The 15,658-nt window shown below is 72.8% G+C and carries 18 protein-coding genes; 9 read left to right on the forward strand and 9 right to left on the reverse strand.

What is annotated here, in order from left to right; genetic code table 11:
* The first annotated feature begins 2 nt into the window (after positions 1–2).
* Positions 3–989 carry an acetylxylan esterase gene (locus IEZ27_RS13665; protein WP_189647514.1) on the forward strand — a complete coding sequence of 329 codons (987 nt, stop codon included), beginning with the start codon at positions 3–5 and terminating at the stop codon, positions 987–989.
* On the opposite strand, the gene IEZ27_RS13670 is transcribed toward IEZ27_RS13665, so the two are convergent.
* The 3 genes from IEZ27_RS13670 to IEZ27_RS13680 all read right to left on the reverse strand — a co-directional run bounded on the left by IEZ27_RS13670 (position 980) and on the right by IEZ27_RS13680 (position 3,711).
* On the reverse strand, positions 980–1,618 hold the full coding sequence (locus IEZ27_RS13670; RefSeq protein ID WP_125634101.1) for a helix-turn-helix transcriptional regulator: 639 nt from the start codon (positions 1,616–1,618) through the stop codon (positions 980–982). The two genes, IEZ27_RS13665 and IEZ27_RS13670, sit on opposite strands and share 10 nt — an antisense overlap.
* A gap of 2 nt (positions 1,619–1,620) precedes the next feature.
* The gene (locus tag IEZ27_RS13675; RefSeq protein WP_125634103.1) at positions 1,621–2,205 is read right to left on the reverse strand and encodes a hypothetical protein; all 585 of its coding nucleotides are present in this window, start codon (positions 2,203–2,205) and stop codon (positions 1,621–1,623) included.
* 84 nt (positions 2,206–2,289) lie between these two features.
* Positions 2,290–3,711 carry an FAD-binding oxidoreductase gene (locus tag IEZ27_RS13680; protein WP_189647515.1) on the reverse strand — a complete coding sequence of 474 codons (1,422 nt, stop codon included), beginning with the start codon at positions 3,709–3,711 and terminating at the stop codon, positions 2,290–2,292.
* A gap of 103 nt (positions 3,712–3,814) precedes the next feature.
* Between IEZ27_RS13680 and IEZ27_RS13685 the strand changes: the two genes are divergently transcribed.
* From IEZ27_RS13685 to IEZ27_RS13695, 3 genes are all read left to right on the forward strand, one after another.
* Positions 3,815–4,273, forward strand: a complete 459-nt coding sequence (locus tag IEZ27_RS13685) for a MarR family winged helix-turn-helix transcriptional regulator (RefSeq protein ID WP_189647516.1) — start codon at positions 3,815–3,817, stop codon at positions 4,271–4,273.
* A 126-nt stretch (positions 4,274–4,399) separates the two neighbouring features.
* Positions 4,400–5,362, forward strand: a complete 963-nt coding sequence (locus IEZ27_RS13690) for an alpha/beta hydrolase family protein (RefSeq protein ID WP_229823958.1) — start codon at positions 4,400–4,402, stop codon at positions 5,360–5,362.
* 87 nt (positions 5,363–5,449) lie between these two features.
* The gene (locus IEZ27_RS13695) at positions 5,450–6,019 is read left to right on the forward strand and encodes a hypothetical protein (protein ID WP_189647517.1); all 570 of its coding nucleotides are present in this window, start codon (positions 5,450–5,452) and stop codon (positions 6,017–6,019) included.
* Positions 6,020–6,085: 66 nt separating this feature from the next.
* Here IEZ27_RS13695 and IEZ27_RS13700 read toward each other — a convergent pair whose 3' ends face one another.
* The 4 genes from IEZ27_RS13700 to IEZ27_RS13710 form a co-directional block, all read right to left on the reverse strand.
* The gene (locus IEZ27_RS13700) at positions 6,086–6,526 is read right to left on the reverse strand and encodes an ester cyclase (protein WP_189647518.1); all 441 of its coding nucleotides are present in this window, start codon (positions 6,524–6,526) and stop codon (positions 6,086–6,088) included.
* 101 nt (positions 6,527–6,627) lie between these two features.
* Complete coding sequence (locus IEZ27_RS53845) at positions 6,628–7,218, reverse strand: LuxR C-terminal-related transcriptional regulator (protein WP_229824012.1); 591 nt, start codon at positions 7,216–7,218, stop codon at positions 6,628–6,630.
* Between the two features lie 44 nt (positions 7,219–7,262).
* Positions 7,263–8,480: a sensor histidine kinase gene (locus IEZ27_RS53850; RefSeq protein WP_229823959.1), complete on the reverse strand. Its 1,218-nt coding sequence runs from the start codon at positions 8,478–8,480 to the stop codon at positions 7,263–7,265.
* 77 nt (positions 8,481–8,557) lie between these two features.
* Positions 8,558–10,051 carry a nitrilase-related carbon-nitrogen hydrolase gene (locus IEZ27_RS13710; RefSeq protein WP_189647519.1) on the reverse strand — a complete coding sequence of 498 codons (1,494 nt, stop codon included), beginning with the start codon at positions 10,049–10,051 and terminating at the stop codon, positions 8,558–8,560.
* Positions 10,052–10,208: 157 nt separating this feature from the next.
* On the opposite strand from IEZ27_RS13710, the gene IEZ27_RS13715 reads away from it, so the two are divergent.
* Positions 10,209–11,186 carry a phosphotransferase family protein gene (locus IEZ27_RS13715; protein WP_189647520.1) on the forward strand — a complete coding sequence of 326 codons (978 nt, stop codon included), beginning with the start codon at positions 10,209–10,211 and terminating at the stop codon, positions 11,184–11,186.
* 52 nt (positions 11,187–11,238) lie between these two features.
* On the opposite strand, the gene IEZ27_RS13720 is transcribed toward IEZ27_RS13715, so the two are convergent.
* Positions 11,239–11,832, reverse strand: a complete 594-nt coding sequence (locus IEZ27_RS13720; protein WP_189647521.1) for a pyridoxamine 5'-phosphate oxidase family protein — start codon at positions 11,830–11,832, stop codon at positions 11,239–11,241.
* Positions 11,833–11,972: 140 nt separating this feature from the next.
* Here IEZ27_RS13720 and IEZ27_RS13725 point away from each other — a divergent pair, with 140 nt between their 5' ends.
* From IEZ27_RS13725 to IEZ27_RS13740, 4 genes are all read left to right on the forward strand, one after another.
* Complete coding sequence (locus IEZ27_RS13725) at positions 11,973–12,713, forward strand: alpha/beta hydrolase family protein (protein WP_189647522.1); 741 nt, start codon at positions 11,973–11,975, stop codon at positions 12,711–12,713.
* Between the two features lie 32 nt (positions 12,714–12,745).
* The gene (locus IEZ27_RS13730) at positions 12,746–13,201 is read left to right on the forward strand and encodes a GbsR/MarR family transcriptional regulator (protein WP_125634119.1); all 456 of its coding nucleotides are present in this window, start codon (positions 12,746–12,748) and stop codon (positions 13,199–13,201) included.
* 9 nt (positions 13,202–13,210) lie between these two features.
* Positions 13,211–14,023: a class I SAM-dependent methyltransferase gene (locus tag IEZ27_RS13735; RefSeq protein ID WP_189647523.1), complete on the forward strand. Its 813-nt coding sequence runs from the start codon at positions 13,211–13,213 to the stop codon at positions 14,021–14,023.
* Positions 14,024–14,170: 147 nt separating this feature from the next.
* Positions 14,171–14,686, forward strand: coding sequence for an AsnC family protein (locus IEZ27_RS13740; protein WP_189647524.1), 516 nt, complete (start codon positions 14,171–14,173; stop codon positions 14,684–14,686).
* A 22-nt stretch (positions 14,687–14,708) separates the two neighbouring features.
* Here IEZ27_RS13740 and IEZ27_RS13745 read toward each other — a convergent pair whose 3' ends face one another.
* Positions 14,709–15,632, reverse strand: coding sequence for an AraC family transcriptional regulator (locus IEZ27_RS13745; protein WP_189647525.1), 924 nt, complete (start codon positions 15,630–15,632; stop codon positions 14,709–14,711).
* Positions 15,633–15,658 lie beyond the last annotated feature (26 nt).

Raw genomic sequence — 15,658 nt, forward strand, 5'->3', positions numbered from 1 at the left:
CCATGCCACTGTTCGACCTGCCGCTCGACGAGCTCGCCGGCTACCGGCCCGCCGTCCACCGCCCCGACGACTTCGACGACTTCTGGAAGACCACCCTCGACGCGCAGGGCCCGGCCGCCCCCGTCTTCACCCCCGTGGACGCCGGCCTGCCCCTGGTCGAGGTGTACGACGTCACCTTCTCCGGCTACGGCGGCGCCCCCATCCGCTGCTGGCTGGTGCTGCCCGCCGCGCCCGCGTCCGCGCCTGTGCCCTGCGTCGTGCAGTACCTCGGTTACGGCCGGGGCAGGGGAGAGCCGTACTCGTGGCTGACCTGGCCCGCCGCCGGGTACGCCACGCTCGTCATGGACAGCAGGGGACAGGGCATGGTCTCCGCCGAACACCTCGGGGCCACCCCCGACCCCCTCGGCGCGACCCAGGGCATGCTGACCCACGGCGTGCTCGACCGCGACGGCTACTACTACCGCAGGCTCTACACCGACGCCGTGCTCGCCGTCGAGGCGGCCCGCGCCCATCCGGCCGTCGACCCCGCGCGGATCCTGGTGGCCGGCGTGAGCCAGGGCGGCGGCCTCGCGCTGGCCGTCGCGGGCCTGCGGCCGGACGTGGCCGGCGCGCTCGTCGACGTGCCGTTCCTGTGCCACTTCAGGCGCGGCGTGGAACTGGTCGGCACCGAGCCGTACGCCGAGATCACCCGGTTCTGCGCGGCCAACCGCAGCGTGATCGACCGCGTCTTCGACACCCTGTCCTACGTCGACGGCGTCAACCACGCGGCCAGGGCCACCGCGCCCGCCCTGTTCTCCGTCGGCCTCATGGACCAGACGTGCCCGCCCTCCACCGTGTACGCCGCCTTCAACGCCTACGCCGGGCCCGCCGAGATCGTCGTGCACCCGTTCAACGGGCACGAGGGCGGCGCCTCGACCCGGCTGCGCGGGCAGCTCGCCTGGGCGGAGAAGGTGATCGTGAGCATCCCGGGGGAGCCCGGTCAGTCCTGAACGCCGGGCAGCCTCAGTGCGAGCTGGAAGCGGCTGCGGGCGTCGTACCGGTCCATGAGGGCGCGCACGGTCGCCGCGACGGTCCGCTCGCTGATCCCGAGGCGGCGGGCGACGACCGGGTCCGTGCAGCCGTCGGCCAGCAACGCCACCACCTCCCGCTCGCGCCGGGTCAGCGCGGGCAGCGGGGCGGCCGTCCAGTGGCGTTCGAACAGCGCGATCAGCCCGGCCACCAGCGGACGTGACCAGACCTCCAGGCAGCCGGCCTCCGGGTCGTCCCGGTCGGCGGGCAGCAGAGCCACCCGGCGGTCGAGGACCATGAGCGAGGTGGGCAGGCTCTCGGCCCTGCGGTGGTCGCCGTCGAGCACCATGAGGTCGTCGGCGGTGACCACCGGCGTGGCGGCCCCGACCGGCGCCATCGTGCGCAGCAGCACCCCCCGCGCCCAGCGGTCCCTGGCTCCGGGCAGGGCCCGCTGGACCGCCTCGTCGTCGATGGTCATGGCGTCGTAGAAGGCCAGATGCTCGTGGCGGGCGCGGGACAACAACTCGCGCTCGCGCGCGACCGCCTGGCCGGCGGGGATGCGCCGCACCTGAGGCCCGAGCGGGACGGCCGGAACCAGCACGTGGCTCATTCTCACATGCTCCACGCCTCGTGGACGGTGGTGATGGCCGAGGAGCTGGGCCGCCCGCCGGGCCAGGTCACGGCGGGAACGCCCGGCACGGCCCGGCCGTCGATCGTGATCGAGGCGTGCGCGCACGGGATGATCTGCATGGACAGCCCGTGGCTCGCGCCCCGCAGGGGGAAGTCGGCCATCGCGAAGGGCCGGGCGTCGAGGGGCCCGGTGATGCCGACCGTCAAGCCGGCCGCCGCGGCGTACGCGCCCGTGGCCGGATCGACGCGCAGCTCCACGGCGGCCCGCTCCACCCGTGCGGCGGGCCAGGACGGCAGGGCCCTGGCCTCGTCGAAGTGCCGCACGAAGTGCTCCTCGATCCACGCGCCCAGCCGCGGGTCGTCGCTCACGACGCGCAGCCCGGCCGGCGTCCAGACCACCAGGACCGAGCCCGAGCCGTGCGTGGACCAGTCGACCTGCCACAGCGACGCGTACCCGGTGGGCGTGTCGCCGTCGTACAGGGTGACGTAGGGGTTGGCTCCGGCCAGCAGCGGCACGCGGGTCACGTAGGCGCTGGTCAGGTCGTCGCCCACTTCACTGCTGAGCATGAGCCGATCCTGTCACGCTCCGGCCGTGAGGGGCACAACCGGTTGCGGGTTCCCGCAAACCCCTTGACGGCCGCCCGTTCCGCCTCAGGACGTGAGCGGCGGGATGTTGTGGTTGACGCGGAACACCTGGGCCGGGTCGTACCGCGCCTTGAGCGTGGCCAGCCGCCGGTGAGCGGCCGCGGTGTAGGCCCGCCGGACCCGTTCGGGGGTCGAGTCGTGGTCGAACAGGAAGCCCGGCAACATCGTGCCGGTGTCCCAGCGGCGCAGCCGTCCCAGGATGCCGTCGGCGGTCCGGCGTGCCGCGTCGGCCTGCCCGGACGGGCCCGGCAGCCGCATCCACAACAGGAACTCCGCGCCCTGCGTGCTGACCGCGTGCGGCCGGGCGGGCGGCCGGTCCAGCGCCCCGCCCAGGTGACGCAGCTCGATGCCGGGGAACGGGCCCCCGGTCGCCGAGGGGCCGATGAACGAGACCAGCTCCGCCACGGCGTCGTCGTCCAGGTCGCGCAGCAACGCGCTGCGCAGGTGCGCCGACACCGGGCCTTTGGGGTCCTGGTGGATTTCCGTCACCCGCGTGTACGGCATCGCCCCGCAGGTGTCCAGCTCCGGGCCGAGCGCGCGCAACGGCTCCACCAGCCGCGCGCCGCGCTCCTCGTCCCCGGCCCACAGCAGCCGTACCTGCACGAACGCGCGCCCGCGGAACTCCTCCGGCAGTTGCGGCAGGTCCGGGAGACGCAGCAGCGTCACCGAGGACGACATCTCCTCGGGCTGCTCCCGTGCCCAGGCCAGGTAGGAGCGGAGCACATGGGCGGCGTACGCGGGATCCTCAGCCGGGTAGCGCAGCTCGCCGCCATAGACCGTACGCAGCGGCAGCAGCTCGATCTCGGCCGCGACCACGACGCCGAAGTTGCTCTTGCCGCCCCGTACCGCCCAGAACAGGTCGGGCTCCCGGTCGGGCGAGACGGTGCGCTGCAGGCCGTCGGCGGTGACGACGTCCAGCGAGCGGACGTGGCCGGCGGCGAAGCCGTACGTCCGGCAGGCCAGCGGCAGCCCGCCGCCGGTCAGGAAGCCCATCACGCCCACCTGGCCGGAGGAGCCGCACAGCGGCGCGAGGCCGTGCCCGGCCGCCGCGGCGACGACGTCGTCCCATCGCAGCCCGGCGCCGATCCGCGCGGTGGCGGCGGCGGGGTCGACCGAAAGCTCGCGCAGCTCGCCGGTGGCGATGAACACCGCGCCGTCGGCGGGCACCGACGCGCCGTGCCCGGTCGACTGCACCGCGACCGGCCGGCCCGTCTCCGCCGCGAACCGGACGGCCGCGGCCACGTCACCGGCGTCGGCGGCGACCACGACCGCCGCGGGCCGGTGCTCGACCGTCAGCAACCAGCCGGAGCAGGACTCCTCGAAGCCCTCGTCGCCGGGCAGGAACGTACGTCCCCGGATCCGCGCGGCCAGGCTCGCCAGGTCGTGCCCGGCCACCGGCCCACCGTCGGGGGTTTGGATGTTGCGCATGTCGGTTCCAGCCAATCGAAAAATAGTTGGTTACGCCAACGTTGGCGTGGCCAACAATATAGCCCAGATCGTGGGTGTGGCCAACGATTGCTAGATTGCCCCTGTGGACACCACCGAGGGGGAGCTGCCGAAGCGGCTGCGCGGACTGCCCAGCAGGCTGGCCAACCGGGCGGCGCTGGCCGCCAACCGGCTCGTGGACCAGGCGTTCGCCGAGGCCCGGCTGCGGCGCTACCACTATGCGCTGCTCTCCGCCCTGGAGGAGTACGGCCCCGCCAGCCAGGCCGCCCTCGGCCGCCGGACGGGCATCGACCGCAGCGACATGGTGGCCACCGTCAACGACCTGGCCGGGCGGCGGCTCGTCGAGCGTGCCCCCGACCCTGGCGACCGCCGCCGCAACGTCGTCACCATCACCGCGGACGGCCGCCGCCTGCTGTCCGACCTCGACCGGCTGCTGGCCCGCGCCCAGGACGACTTCCTGGCCCCGCTGCCCGACGCCGACCGGCGGCACCTGATCGACCTGCTCACCCGCCTCGCCGACCACCACGACGGCAAACCCGCCTAATGGGAGTTACCGGGTCGGCTGTTCGGGCAGACTCGGTGTCTGGTAGCCGCTGGTGAGTGAGCACTCTCCCCGCCTGGATCTTGAGTCCTAGGGTCAGATCGTGCCCTCACCGGTGGTCAGGGGCCTTTGATCGCTGATGGGATGTACCCGGCCGCCGCGCCGGGCCGCCGCCGGGCCCAGTACATGACCCCCAAGGCGTCCGAACTGCTCCTGAAGGACGGCGGGCTCACCGGCCTCCCGGCCGACACGCTGAGCAGGACGCGGACCAACGCCTTCACCGACGCCCGCCCCGCCGGACGCCCCCACAGCCTGCCCCTCGTCGTCCTGTCACCGGGACACGCCAAGCCCCGCACCGAGCTCACGGCCCTGGCCGAAGAGCTGGCCAGCCGGGGGTACGTGGTGGCCGCCGTCGACCACACCTACGAGAACGTCGCCACCAGCTTCCCGGACGGCCGGGTCACCACCTGCGTCACCTGCGAGATCGACGGCAAGGGCCCGGACTGGTGGGCGAAGCTGGAGAAGAGCCGGGCGGCCGACGTGTCCTTCGTGCTCGACGAGCTGATCGGCGCGCGACCCAAGTGGAAGGACTCGGGGCTCATCGACCGGTCCAGGATCGCCATGGCGGGCCACTCCGCGGGCGGCGCCGCGACCGTCGCGGCCATGGCGGCCGACCGGCGGCTGCGCGCCGGAGTCGACCTCGACGGGAGCGTGGAGACGATACTCCCGGACGCCGGACTGTCCCGGCCGTTCCTGTTGCTGGGCAAGCCGGCGACGTACACGCCGGGCAAGGGTGAGTCCGCCGCCACGTGGGAGCGTGTCTGGGCGCGGCTGACCGGATGGAAACGCTGGCTGCTGGTGACGGGGGCCGCGCACACCTCCTTCACCGACCTGGGCGTCCTGATCGGCCAGCTCGGCCTTGAGGACGGCGCCGGCATCCCCGGCCCCCGCGCCCTCGACGTCACCCGCGCCCACGTGTCGGCCTTCTTCGACCGGCACCTGCGCGGGAAGCCCCAGCCGCTGCTGGACAAGCCGTCGGCCGGCATGCCCGAGGTCACGTTCTGCGACCCGGAGAAGAAGACCTGCGCCTAGCGTCCGCGGGCCGGGCGCACCGACGCCCCCGCTCCCGTACGCAACAAAGATCGCAACATCTCCGGGGTTTCCCGCGTCAGACAGAACATGACCTCACTCAACGAGCGCAGGACCCACTCGACCGCCCGCCGCGCGGCCTGGACGACCGCCGCGACCCTGGCGGCCGTCCTGGCCGCAGGCGTCGTCGCCACCCCCGCCGGCGCGGAGAGCACGGCCCGGGCCGTGGAGCGGGCGGGCCGGGTCGACTGGGCGTCCGTGGTGGAGCCGGCGCTCAACTGCCCCAAACCGGGCCCGAAGGCCGCCTGGTACGTCGTGCGCGCCCGGGTCGCGGCCGTCGCCGACGTCACCCGCGACGGGAAGCGGGAGACCGTCGTCGTGTCCTCGTGCCCGAGCCCGACCTCCAGCAATCCGCTGATCGCCTTCGTCTACGACGGAGCCGGCAAGCCCTCGGCCCCGCGTCTGCTCGGCAAGCTCGGCGGCAACCGCTACTTCAAGTCCCTGAAGGTCACGACCCGGGGCCCGCTGGTGAACCTGACCGGCAAGGCGCTCAGCGACCAGGCCCCCCGCTGCTGCCCCGACCTGAACGTCAGCCAGACCTACAAGTGGGACGGCACGAAGTTCCGCAGGACGGCGGACAAGGCGACGCGCATCTCCTGACCGCCCCGCGCGCCGGGCCGGGCGGTTCCGTGCCCCCCGCCCGGCCCGCCCGCCCGGCCCTGCCGATCAGGCCGCGAGATCCGTGAACCCGAGCTGCTGGAGCTGGGAGTACAGGTCGACGACCCCCCACAGGTCGGTGATCCGGCCGTCGGCGAAGCGGGCGATGAAGATCTCGCCGTACGTGACGGACCTGCCGGTCGCGGGCCTGCCCCGGTACTCTCCGGTGTTGGTCCCGGTGACCGTCTGCCGGACGACGATCTTGTCTCCCGTGGCGAGCACGTCCTCGACCGCGACGTGGATGTCGGGGAACGCGCGCAGCAGGACGTCCCACACCCGTTTCTGCACCTGCACGGCCGTCATGCCGTTCCCCTCGGGCGTGTGGAACCGCCCGTCCGGGTGGATGAACTCGTCGATCGCCTTGGTGATGACCTCCAGATCACCGCTGTTGACAGCCTCGCGGAACCGGTCGTACGTCTCCTTGTTGCGGTCTTCCTGGGTCGTGGACATGTCGCCCCTCCTGGCATCTGGACCGTTATGACGGGGCGCCCGGCCGTGGGACCGGCGCCTCCACAGATACCGACGCGACAGCCCCCCGGAATGTGAGGCCGTCAGCGGTTGAGGTAGGCGAGGACGGCCAGGACACGCCGGTTGTCGTCCTCGGACTCGGGCAGGTGGAGCTTGCCGAAGATGCTGGAGATGTGCTTGTTGACCGCGCTGGCGGAGATCGCGAGCTGATGACCGATCGCCGTGTTGGACCGCCCGGCGGCGATCAGGCTCAGCACCTCCCGCTCGCGTGGGCTCAGCTCGGCGGTACGGCCCCGCGCGTCCCCACGGGTCAGCAGCTTGGCGATGACCTGCGCGTCCATCGCCGTGCCGCCCTGGGCCACCGAGGTGACCGCGTCGATGAACTGCTTGGTGTTGGCCACCCTGTCCTTCAGCAGGTAGCCGACCGCCCCGGCGCCGTCGGCCAGCAGCTCGCGGGCGTAGAGCTGCTCGACGTACTGCGACAGGACCAGCACCGGGAAGCCGGGCCGGTCGCGGCGCGCCTGGATCGCGGCCTGCAACCCCTCGTCCGTGAACGACGGCGGCAGCCGTACGTCGACGACCGCCACGTCGGGCCGCTCCTCGGCCAGCACCTTGCGCAGGGACGGCCCGTTGTCGACGGCGGCCACGACCGTGAAACCGGCCTCGGTGAGCATGCGGACGAGCGCGTCGCGGATGAGGAACAGGTCCTCGGCGACGACTACTCGGACCTGATCGCGCACGGCACCTCCAGATGCACCCGGGTGGGCCCGCCGGGCGGGCTGTCGACGGTGATCGTCCCGTCGAAGACGGCCAGCCGGCTCTGGACGCCGCGCAGCCCGGTGCCGTCGGCCGGATCGACGCCACCGCCGCCGTCGTCGACGACGTCGCAGCTCAGCACGCCGTTCCGGTAGCGCAGGGTGATCCGGACCAGCGCGGCGCCGGCGTGCTTGCTCGTGTTGGCCAGTAGCTCGTTGACGGCGAAGTAGACGGCCGACTCCACCGGCGGCGCCGGCCGTCCGGTTAGGTCGGAGGACACCTCGACGTCGAGCAGGCAGTCCAGTGCCAGGGCCCGGATCGCGTCGGCGAGGCCACGGTCGGCCAGGACCGGCGGGTGCACGCCGCGTACCAGGTCGCGCAGCTCGTCCAGGGCCTTCGAGGAGGACTCGCGGGCGGTGGCCAGCAGGGCGCGGGCCGCGTCCGGGTCCTCGTCGAACAGCCGCTCGGCGTGGCCGAGGCCCATGCCGAGCGCGACCAGGCGCGCCTGCGCGCCGTCGTGCAGGTCGCGCTCGATCCGGCGCAGCTCGGCGGCCTGCGCGTCGACGCTGCCCGCGCGGGTCTCGACCAGCGTCTCGACCCGCTGCTCCAGCGCGGCCGTACGCGACGGCCCGAGCAGCGCGCCGGCCCATCGGGCGCGTACGCGCAACAGCAGGGGCCCGATGAACAGGCCGAGCACGATCAGCGCCAGCCCCACCGGGATCGCCGCCAGCGCGGCGGCCGTCGAGGTCACGTGGATGACGCCGTACGCGTTGGCGCCGCCGGCCCGCGCGTTGGCCTGCCAGACGAACGGCTGCACCGCCACGCCGTACAGGCCGTAGAGGGGCATGCCGAGCGCCAGCGCGGACGCCCACGTGCCCATGATCGGGTCGAGGAAGCCCCAGAGCACGTCCCGCCAGGTCGCGCTCTCCCGCAGCAGCGCCCGCGCGTCCGTCCGGGGGGCGTAGGGGCGCGGGACGTCCACACCCGCGCGGCCCGCCAGCCGCCTGGCCGCGTCCGCGACCGTGCGCAGCAGCGACACCGCAGGCGGGAACACCCGCCCTCCGACCCCGGCCACCATCGGCACCGCGCTGATCACCACCAGCAGCGCCGCGCCGACGCCGGCGACGGACAGGCCGATCATGGCCAGCGCCAGCAGCGGCGTGGCGAGTCTCGCCTTCACCCCTCGTCTCCCCGTCGTGCTCGTCTTCCCGTTCCGGGCCGGTGGCATCATCGCACCTTTCTTCGGAAATCCCATGGTCAGCCCCGGTGTGCGGTACGCCGGAGCACGGCCAGTGCCCCCAGCCCGGCCACGCCCGCCAGGCAGAGCCAGGCGAACAGGTCGCCGACCAGGCCGTAGAGCGTCCGGACGCCCCGGGTCGGCACGGAGACGACCATGCTCTGCCGGTCGGTGCCGAAGTAGTCCGTCCTGGCCAGGCTCGTGCCGTAGGGGTCGACGGTGATCGCGAGGCCGTTGCTGGTCGGCCGGACGAGGGTGTAGCCGTTCTCGACGGCGCGGAACACCGCGTTCGCCGCGTGCGTACGCTCGATGCCCTTCCAGTCGTTGGCCGGGACGAACATGACGTCGGCCCGGGTGCGCAACGTGCCGGGGAAGTCGGCGTCGAAGCAGATGACGTTGGCCAGCCTGCCGTACGGCGTCGCGGTCACCGGCACGACCCCGTCGCCCGGCCGCAGGCTCTCCATGCCGGGCACGGGATGCGCCTTGTCGAAGACAGACGCCACCTGGCCGGCGGGGGTCACGAGTACGGCGATGTCGCGCGAGCGCGGCTCCCCGTCGAGGATGACCGCGATCCCCATGTCCAGATATATGCGCTTCTCCTTGGCCAGGTTCTGCGCCTCGCGCAGGAAGCCGGGAAGGTCCTCGCCGAGCACGACCGCCGCGGTCTCCGCCCACGCCACGATCTTCGCGCCGCCGTCCGCCTCGGTCCGGCTGTGGGCGAACAGGTCGTCGTTGAGCACCGCGTACGCCTCGCGCAGCGTCGGCTTCTGCTCCGGCAGCACCCGCGGCGTGTGGAAGTTGTCGATCTCCCGCATACGTTTCTCGGCCGCGAGCGACGCGCTGATCCCGGCGACGCGTACGAGCTCCGGCGCCGCCGGCGCCACCGCCAGCCGCAGACCGCCCCCGGCCAGGACGAGAACGAGCACCGACGCGTACGCGAGCGTGACGGTCCGGATCGGGGGCCGGTTCAGCCGGTGTTCCAGCGCGAGGTTGACGACGGGGGCGGTCCACGCCATCAGGAAGCTGATCCCGTAGATGCCGGTGACGGACACCGTCTGGAGGAGTGGCAGGTTCGCCGACTGTGTCGCGGCGAGCGGCCCGAAGATCGTGCCGAGCGGGCTGATCGCCGCCACCAGGAACTCGACCGTCACCCGCGCCGCCGGGAAGACCAGCGTGCCAAGCAATGGGCCGAGCCGCCGGAAGAGCAGCCGGTCGGCCAGCAGCGGGAGGCTCAGGATCAGGCTCAGCAGCAGACAGCCGAGCAGGATGGGCGGGACGCCGAGCTGACCCGCCGCGGCGACGTAGACGACTGTCGTCGCCGTCGCCGACAGGCCGACGCACGCGAGCCCGGCCAGCACCCCTGAGCTCCGGGTGAACCGCATCAGACCGATGGAGAACAGCCAACCGGCGACCGGGACCGCCCATTCGCTGTTCGTGCCGAAGAGCCCGAACGCGATGCCCGCCGCCAGCCAGCCGTATTTCCGCCAACCCGTGACGAAGTATGTGTTTGCCATGCACAGGAGCCTCGCCGACCGCGCGGCGCCCGCCATTGCGGATGACCCTCCACTCTCCCTGTAGTTATCTCCACCTCCCGGAGGGGGCCGGTCCGCCGGGATTGCGGTGGATCGGCGGCTGGGGCAACATGGTCGGCCGGTTCGACGAAAGGTGATCATGACGAGGGCGTTCCTGACCCCGGACGACGTGCACGACCTGGTGGCCGGGCAGTTCGGCGCCGACCGGCGGCTGACCGCGCTGGACCGGCTGACCGGCGGCAGCAAGAAGGGCGTCTACCGGCTGCGCCTGGACGACGCGACCAGCGTGATCCTCTACCTGTGGGCGACCGCCGAGAACTACTGGCCGCCGTCCCCGGCCGTCGAGGACGACCCGTTCACCGACGCCTCGGGCGCGGACCTGTTCGCCGCCGGGCACGCGGCCCTGACCGCGGCGGGCGTACGGGTGCCGCGGCTGTTGACGCTCGACCGCGACGGCCGCCACCTCGGCGCCGCCCTCGCGCTGGTCGAGGACGCGGGCGCCACGACCCTGGAGGCGCTGATGGAACGCGACCCGGCCGCCGCCGCCCTGCCCCTGGCCACGCTCGGCGACGCCCTGCGCCGCATGCACACCACGTCCGGCCCGGACCACGGCAGGGTCGCCGACGTCGCCCGCGGCGTGGTCGCCCGGACTCGGCGCGCCGAGGACGTCGTCATGGACCGGGCGCTCGTCCACCTCGACGCCGGGGCGGCCCGCGACCCCCGGCTGGGCCGGGCGCGTGACCGGATCGCCGCCCACGTACGCCACCTCCGCGACGCGGTCGCGCCCCGCGAGCGGTACGGGCTGGTGCACGGCGAACTCGGACCTGACCACGTGCTCGTCACGCCCTCGGGCGAACCCGTACTGATCGACTTCGAGGGCCTGACGTACTTCGACGTCGAATGGGAGCACGCCTGGCTGCGGATGCGTTTCGAGGACGCGTACCCGGCGCTGCGCCCGGTCGATCTCGACCCCTGCCGGTTGGAGCTCTACCGGTACGCGCAGGTGCTCTCGCTGATCGAGGGCCCGCTGCGGATCGCGGACACCGACTTCCCCGGCCGCCGCTGGATGCTGGACCTGGCCGAGTGGAACATCGCCAAGGCGCTCGCCGTCATCTGACAGCGCCCGGCGGCGGGAGCGCGGGCGGCCTGGTCCGTACCCCGCCGCCCGCTCAGGCGTCGCGGGGGAGCGGCGGCAGCGGGAGGGGCAGGCCCGGCAGGCCGTCGATGCTGGTCGCGATGTGCTCCTTCTTGTGGAAGTAGGCGTCGAGCGACTCGTCGTTCTCCCGGGCGAAGCGCGAGCCGTGCAGCGGGCGGTCGGCGTCGTAGGTCATGAACGGGACGGCGTACCCGCAGGTGTCGCGGATCAGCGTGGCCGTCACGACGATGATCGCGCGCAGGCCGTGGGGGGCCGGGTCGAGGTCCGGGAAGTGTCGCATCAGGCCGGGCCGGCGCGGGTCGTCGCGGAAGACCGGCTCTCCGTGGCCGTGCACGCGCACGATGTTCGGCGGGCCGTCGAAGGCGCACCACATGAGCGTGATGCGGCCGTTCTCGCGCAGGTGGGCGATCGTCTCGGCGTTGCTGCCGGCGAAGTCGAGGTAGGCCACGGTGAGCTCGTCCAGGACGGCGAACGAGCCCTTCAGCCCCTTCGGTGAGAGGTTGACCGTGCCGTCGCCGGCCAGGGGAGCCGTCGCGGTGAAGAAGACGGGCTGAGCCTCGATGAAGGCACGCAACCGGCCGTCGATCCGGTCGTAGGTCTGTCCCATGGTCCGGATTATCCCCTTTGAGGGGCCGTACGGGCCCGGCGGGATCCGTGCGGCCGTGGTGCGGAACGCCTTACGTCGATTGACGTTGCTAGTTGTTTCAGTCATGATTGAAATGACTAGCTGCAAGGAGGCGGAAACACATGGAACACGTGACGTTCAACAGCCTCGGCACGCGCTGTGCGGGCGATCTGTACCTGCCGCCGACCCGGGAACCCGTTCCCGGGCTGGTGCTGGGGCACAGCGGCGTGATGGTCAAGGAGGCGCTGGCGGTCTTCGCGCCGTACTTCGTGCGGGCCGGGTTCGCCGTGCTCGACCGGCGCATCTCGTGCGTCGTGGTCCAGAGCCCCAGCGTGTGGAACGGGTGGCGCTACCTGGAACGCCTCATGGGCCGCGCCGGCGTGCACGCGCTGCGCGACGAGCTGCGGCAGGACTGGCAGCGGCGTTACGAGGGCGGGCAGAGCGCGCGCGTGCCGCACCTGACGCTGGACCACGACAGCGTCAAGGACGCGCCGGACATGTCCACCCGGCTGTTCCCCACCTACCGCAACGAGAAGACCCTCGACTCGGTCGAGCACCTGCTCACCTTCGCGCCGGCGAATCTCATCCACCGGCTCGCGCCGACACCGCTACTGATGATCGCCAACGGCGGCTGGGATCCGTACCACATCCTTGAGGAGGCGCAGAGCGCCTTCGACCGGGCGGGGGAGCCCAAGCGGCTGGAGGTGCTGCCGTACGACGTGCTCGGCCTCTACACCGGCCCCGGCCTGGACGAGGCGATGACGCTCGCGGTCGACTGGTTCGACCTCCACCTGCGCAGGACCCCGCTCGCCGCGGTCACCCCGGTCCCCGCCTACGAAACGGTCGCCGCCATGACACAGTGAGCCGGCACACGATCGACGAAGGAGCACGCGACATGAGCGGCGAGGAACAGCAGGACCGGTTGCTTCGATGGGTGGAGCGGGTGACCGCCTTCTGCGTCGAGGAGTGGGGGCTGCCGCCCATCACCGGCCGCATCCTCGGCTGGCTCATGATCTGCGATCCCGCCGAGCAGTCCGCCGGCCAGATCGCCGACGCGATCTCGGCCAGCCGGGCCTCGCTCACCTCGAACATGCGTTTCCTCACCGCCATCGGCCTGGTCAAGAAGGTACGCAGGCCCGCTGACCGCACCTCCTACTACCGCATCGAGGACGACGCGTGGCAGAAGGTCATCCAGCGCAAGCTCGACGGCCTGAGCGCGTTCGGCGAGATCGCCGACGAGGGGCTCGGCATCGTCGGCGGCGAGGGACACCGCGCCGAACGCATCAAGGCCGCCCACGACTCCCTGACGTGGCTGCAGAACCTCGCGGCCCGCCATCCGCTACGCCGTTAAGGAAACCCCATGCACCGCTGGCGACCCCGACTCGGGCTGGTCCAGGAGACACTGCTGCTCACCCTGTACGCCAGAGCCCTCGACGCCGGGCTGCCCGGCCCGATCCTCGGCGACGGGCTCTCCGCCGAGCTGGCCGGCCGGATCGACTACGACTTCGGCAGGTTGAAGGTCAAACCCAGCCTCGTCGTCTCCACCGCGCTGCGCGCCAGGATGCTCGACGACGTCGTACGCGCCTTCGTCGCCGCCCATCCCGGCTGCGTGGTGCTCGACCTGGGCTGCGGCCTGGACACCAGGATGCGGCGCTGCGACCCGCCGCCGGACGTCGACTGGTACGACGTCGACTTCCCCGACGTGGTGCAGGTGCGGTCCGAGCAGTTGCCCGGCCGTTCGCACCTGGTCGGCGCCGACCTGACCGGGTCCGGCTGGCTCGCGGGCGTCCCCGACGACCGGCCGGCCGTCATCGTCGCAGAAGGGCTGCTCCCGTTCATGCCCGGCGACTCCTTCCAGGCGATGACCCGCGAGCTGACCCGGCATTTCCCCTCGGGCGAGTTCGCGATCAACGGTTACACCCGCTTCGCCGCCTGGGCGATGAAGTACCACCCGACGATCAGGGCGCTCGGCATCAGGGCGGCCCAGGGCTTCGACGACGCCCGCGAGCCGGAGTCCTGGGGCGCGGGGCTCGAACTGGTCGAGGAGCGGCTGCTCACCCGCGCGCCGGAAGTCGCCCGGTTCCCGCAGCCGCTGCGCGCGCTGACCCGTCTCACCGCGCTCAGCACCGCCGTGTCGCGGCAGGGAGCACGCGTTCTCCGCTACCGCTTCTGAGCGTCGCCGGCCCGGGCGGACGATCGCGGAGGAGTCCGATATTCCTCCAGGTCGACGCCGTAATTCGCGGGCTCTCGCAAGGGCCGGGATCGCCTGCCACCATGGAGTCCCCGGGGAGTCCGGGCGATCTCCGGAGGGGGGCGGGCCATGAGGTGGGAGGGCGACGACGGGCGGCACGAAGGCTGGGGCGCCACGGTCTTCCCGGACGGTTGGGTCTCCACCGGGCCGGCCGACGGCGGGGTCAGAGTGCACCTGATCGGATCGGACGGCCGCATCGGCTTCGACCGCGGTGACGTCGTGGACGGCCGGACCGCGATCGGCTGGCGCGGCCACTGCGCCTGCGGCTGGCAGGGGCCGCTGTGGGAACGGGTCGCCAAGGCCCGCCACGACTTCGCGGCCCGGCGCATCTACGCCCTGACCGAGGGCCTGCTGTTCGGCGACGCGCCGGACGACGTCGCCGTCGCCATACGCGCCGAGTGGGAGACCCACCTCGACCCGCCCACCCTCGTCGCGGTCCGCCAGGCGGCCGAGGCCGTACGCCGTGCGCGAGGTCACCTGGACGCCGCCGTGCACGCGGCTCGTGAAGACGGCCGCTCGTGGACCCAGATCGGCGAAGCCGCCGGGATACGCCGCCAGTCCGCCCAGGACCGCTGGGGGCCCTGACCTGCGCAACCGCCGCCGGGGCTCAGGCGGCCGCGGCCTGGCGGCGGTAGCGGCCCGGCGCCACGCCGAACTCGCGTTTGAAGGCGTTGCCGAAGGCGAACTCCGAGGCGTACCCGACCCGCTCGGCCACCTGCGCCACCGAGGCGTCGGACTCGCGCAGCAGGCGGGCCGCGCTCATCAGCCGCCACCAGGTCAGGTACGCCAGCGGTGGTTGCCCGACCAGGCCCGTGAAGCGGCGGGCGAACCCGGCGCGCGACATGCCCGCGTGGACGCCGAGCGACTCGACCGTCCAGCGGCGGGCCGGGTCGCGGTGGATGGCGTCGAGCGCACGGCCGACGACGGGATCGGCCAGCGCGGCGGCCCAGCCCGACACCGTGCAGGGCTCGTCCTGGGTCTCGAAGTAGGCCCGCAGGACGTAGAGCTGCAACATGTCGAGCAGGGCCGACACGACGGTGTCCGTGCCGGGGCGCGGGTTGTCGATCTCGGCGGCCAGCAGCTCGACGGCGGCCCGCAGCTCCGGATGGGTGCCGAGCGTGGCGGGCAGGTGGATCACGCCGGGCAGCGCGCTCAGGATCGGGTGCGTCCGGTCGAGGTCGAGCCGGTAGCCGCAGGACAGGATCACGGTCTCGGCCCCGCCGCCGCCGTGGCCGGCCGAGGCGAACAACTCCGAATGCGGCGCGCAGTCCGACTCGGCCAGCGGCCGCGCGGGGTCGTCGGCCAGCCCGTAGCGGTCGCCGTGGGGCAGGAACACCAGATCGCCCACGCTCAGCGGAACGGGCTCCCCATCCGGCGGGAGGAGCCAGCACGACCCGCGCAACACCACCTGGAACCCGGCGGACCCGGGCGCCGAGCGGAACGCCACCCCCCAGGGAGCACAGAACGAGACGCGGACCGAGACCGGACGCCCGCACCGCATGAACGCCATCACGTCGCTCAGCACATCCATGGCGGCCAGTCTAAGACCTTAGACGC

This window comes from Nonomuraea spiralis, from assembly GCF_014648435.1.
GTDB lineage: Bacteria > Actinomycetota > Actinomycetes > Streptosporangiales > Streptosporangiaceae > Nonomuraea > Nonomuraea spiralis.

Coding starts and splice junctions, on each gene's coding strand:
- IEZ27_RS13665 (WP_189647514.1), top strand. CDS start 3: ATGCCACTGTTCGACCTGCCGCTCGACGAGCTCGCCGGCTACCGGCCC.
- IEZ27_RS13670 (WP_125634101.1), bottom strand. CDS start 1,618: ATGAGCCACGTGCTGGTTCCGGCCGTCCCGCTCGGGCCTCAGGTGCGG.
- IEZ27_RS13675 (WP_125634103.1), bottom strand. CDS start 2,205: ATGCTCAGCAGTGAAGTGGGCGACGACCTGACCAGCGCCTACGTGACC.
- IEZ27_RS13680 (WP_189647515.1), bottom strand. CDS start 3,711: ATGCGCAACATCCAAACCCCCGACGGTGGGCCGGTGGCCGGGCACGAC.
- IEZ27_RS13695 (WP_189647517.1), top strand. CDS start 5,450: ATGACCTCACTCAACGAGCGCAGGACCCACTCGACCGCCCGCCGCGCG.
- IEZ27_RS13700 (WP_189647518.1), bottom strand. CDS start 6,526: ATGTCCACGACCCAGGAAGACCGCAACAAGGAGACGTACGACCGGTTC.
- IEZ27_RS53845 (WP_229824012.1), bottom strand. CDS start 7,218: ATGCTCACCGAGGCCGGTTTCACGGTCGTGGCCGCCGTCGACAACGGG.
- IEZ27_RS13710 (WP_189647519.1), bottom strand. CDS start 10,051: ATGGCAAACACATACTTCGTCACGGGTTGGCGGAAATACGGCTGGCTG.
- IEZ27_RS13715 (WP_189647520.1), top strand. CDS start 10,209: ATGACGAGGGCGTTCCTGACCCCGGACGACGTGCACGACCTGGTGGCC.
- IEZ27_RS13720 (WP_189647521.1), bottom strand. CDS start 11,832: ATGGGACAGACCTACGACCGGATCGACGGCCGGTTGCGTGCCTTCATC.
- IEZ27_RS13725 (WP_189647522.1), top strand. CDS start 11,973: ATGGAACACGTGACGTTCAACAGCCTCGGCACGCGCTGTGCGGGCGAT.
- IEZ27_RS13730 (WP_125634119.1), top strand. CDS start 12,746: ATGAGCGGCGAGGAACAGCAGGACCGGTTGCTTCGATGGGTGGAGCGG.
- IEZ27_RS13735 (WP_189647523.1), top strand. CDS start 13,211: ATGCACCGCTGGCGACCCCGACTCGGGCTGGTCCAGGAGACACTGCTG.
- IEZ27_RS13740 (WP_189647524.1), top strand. CDS start 14,171: ATGAGGTGGGAGGGCGACGACGGGCGGCACGAAGGCTGGGGCGCCACG.
- IEZ27_RS13745 (WP_189647525.1), bottom strand. CDS start 15,632: ATGGATGTGCTGAGCGACGTGATGGCGTTCATGCGGTGCGGGCGTCCG.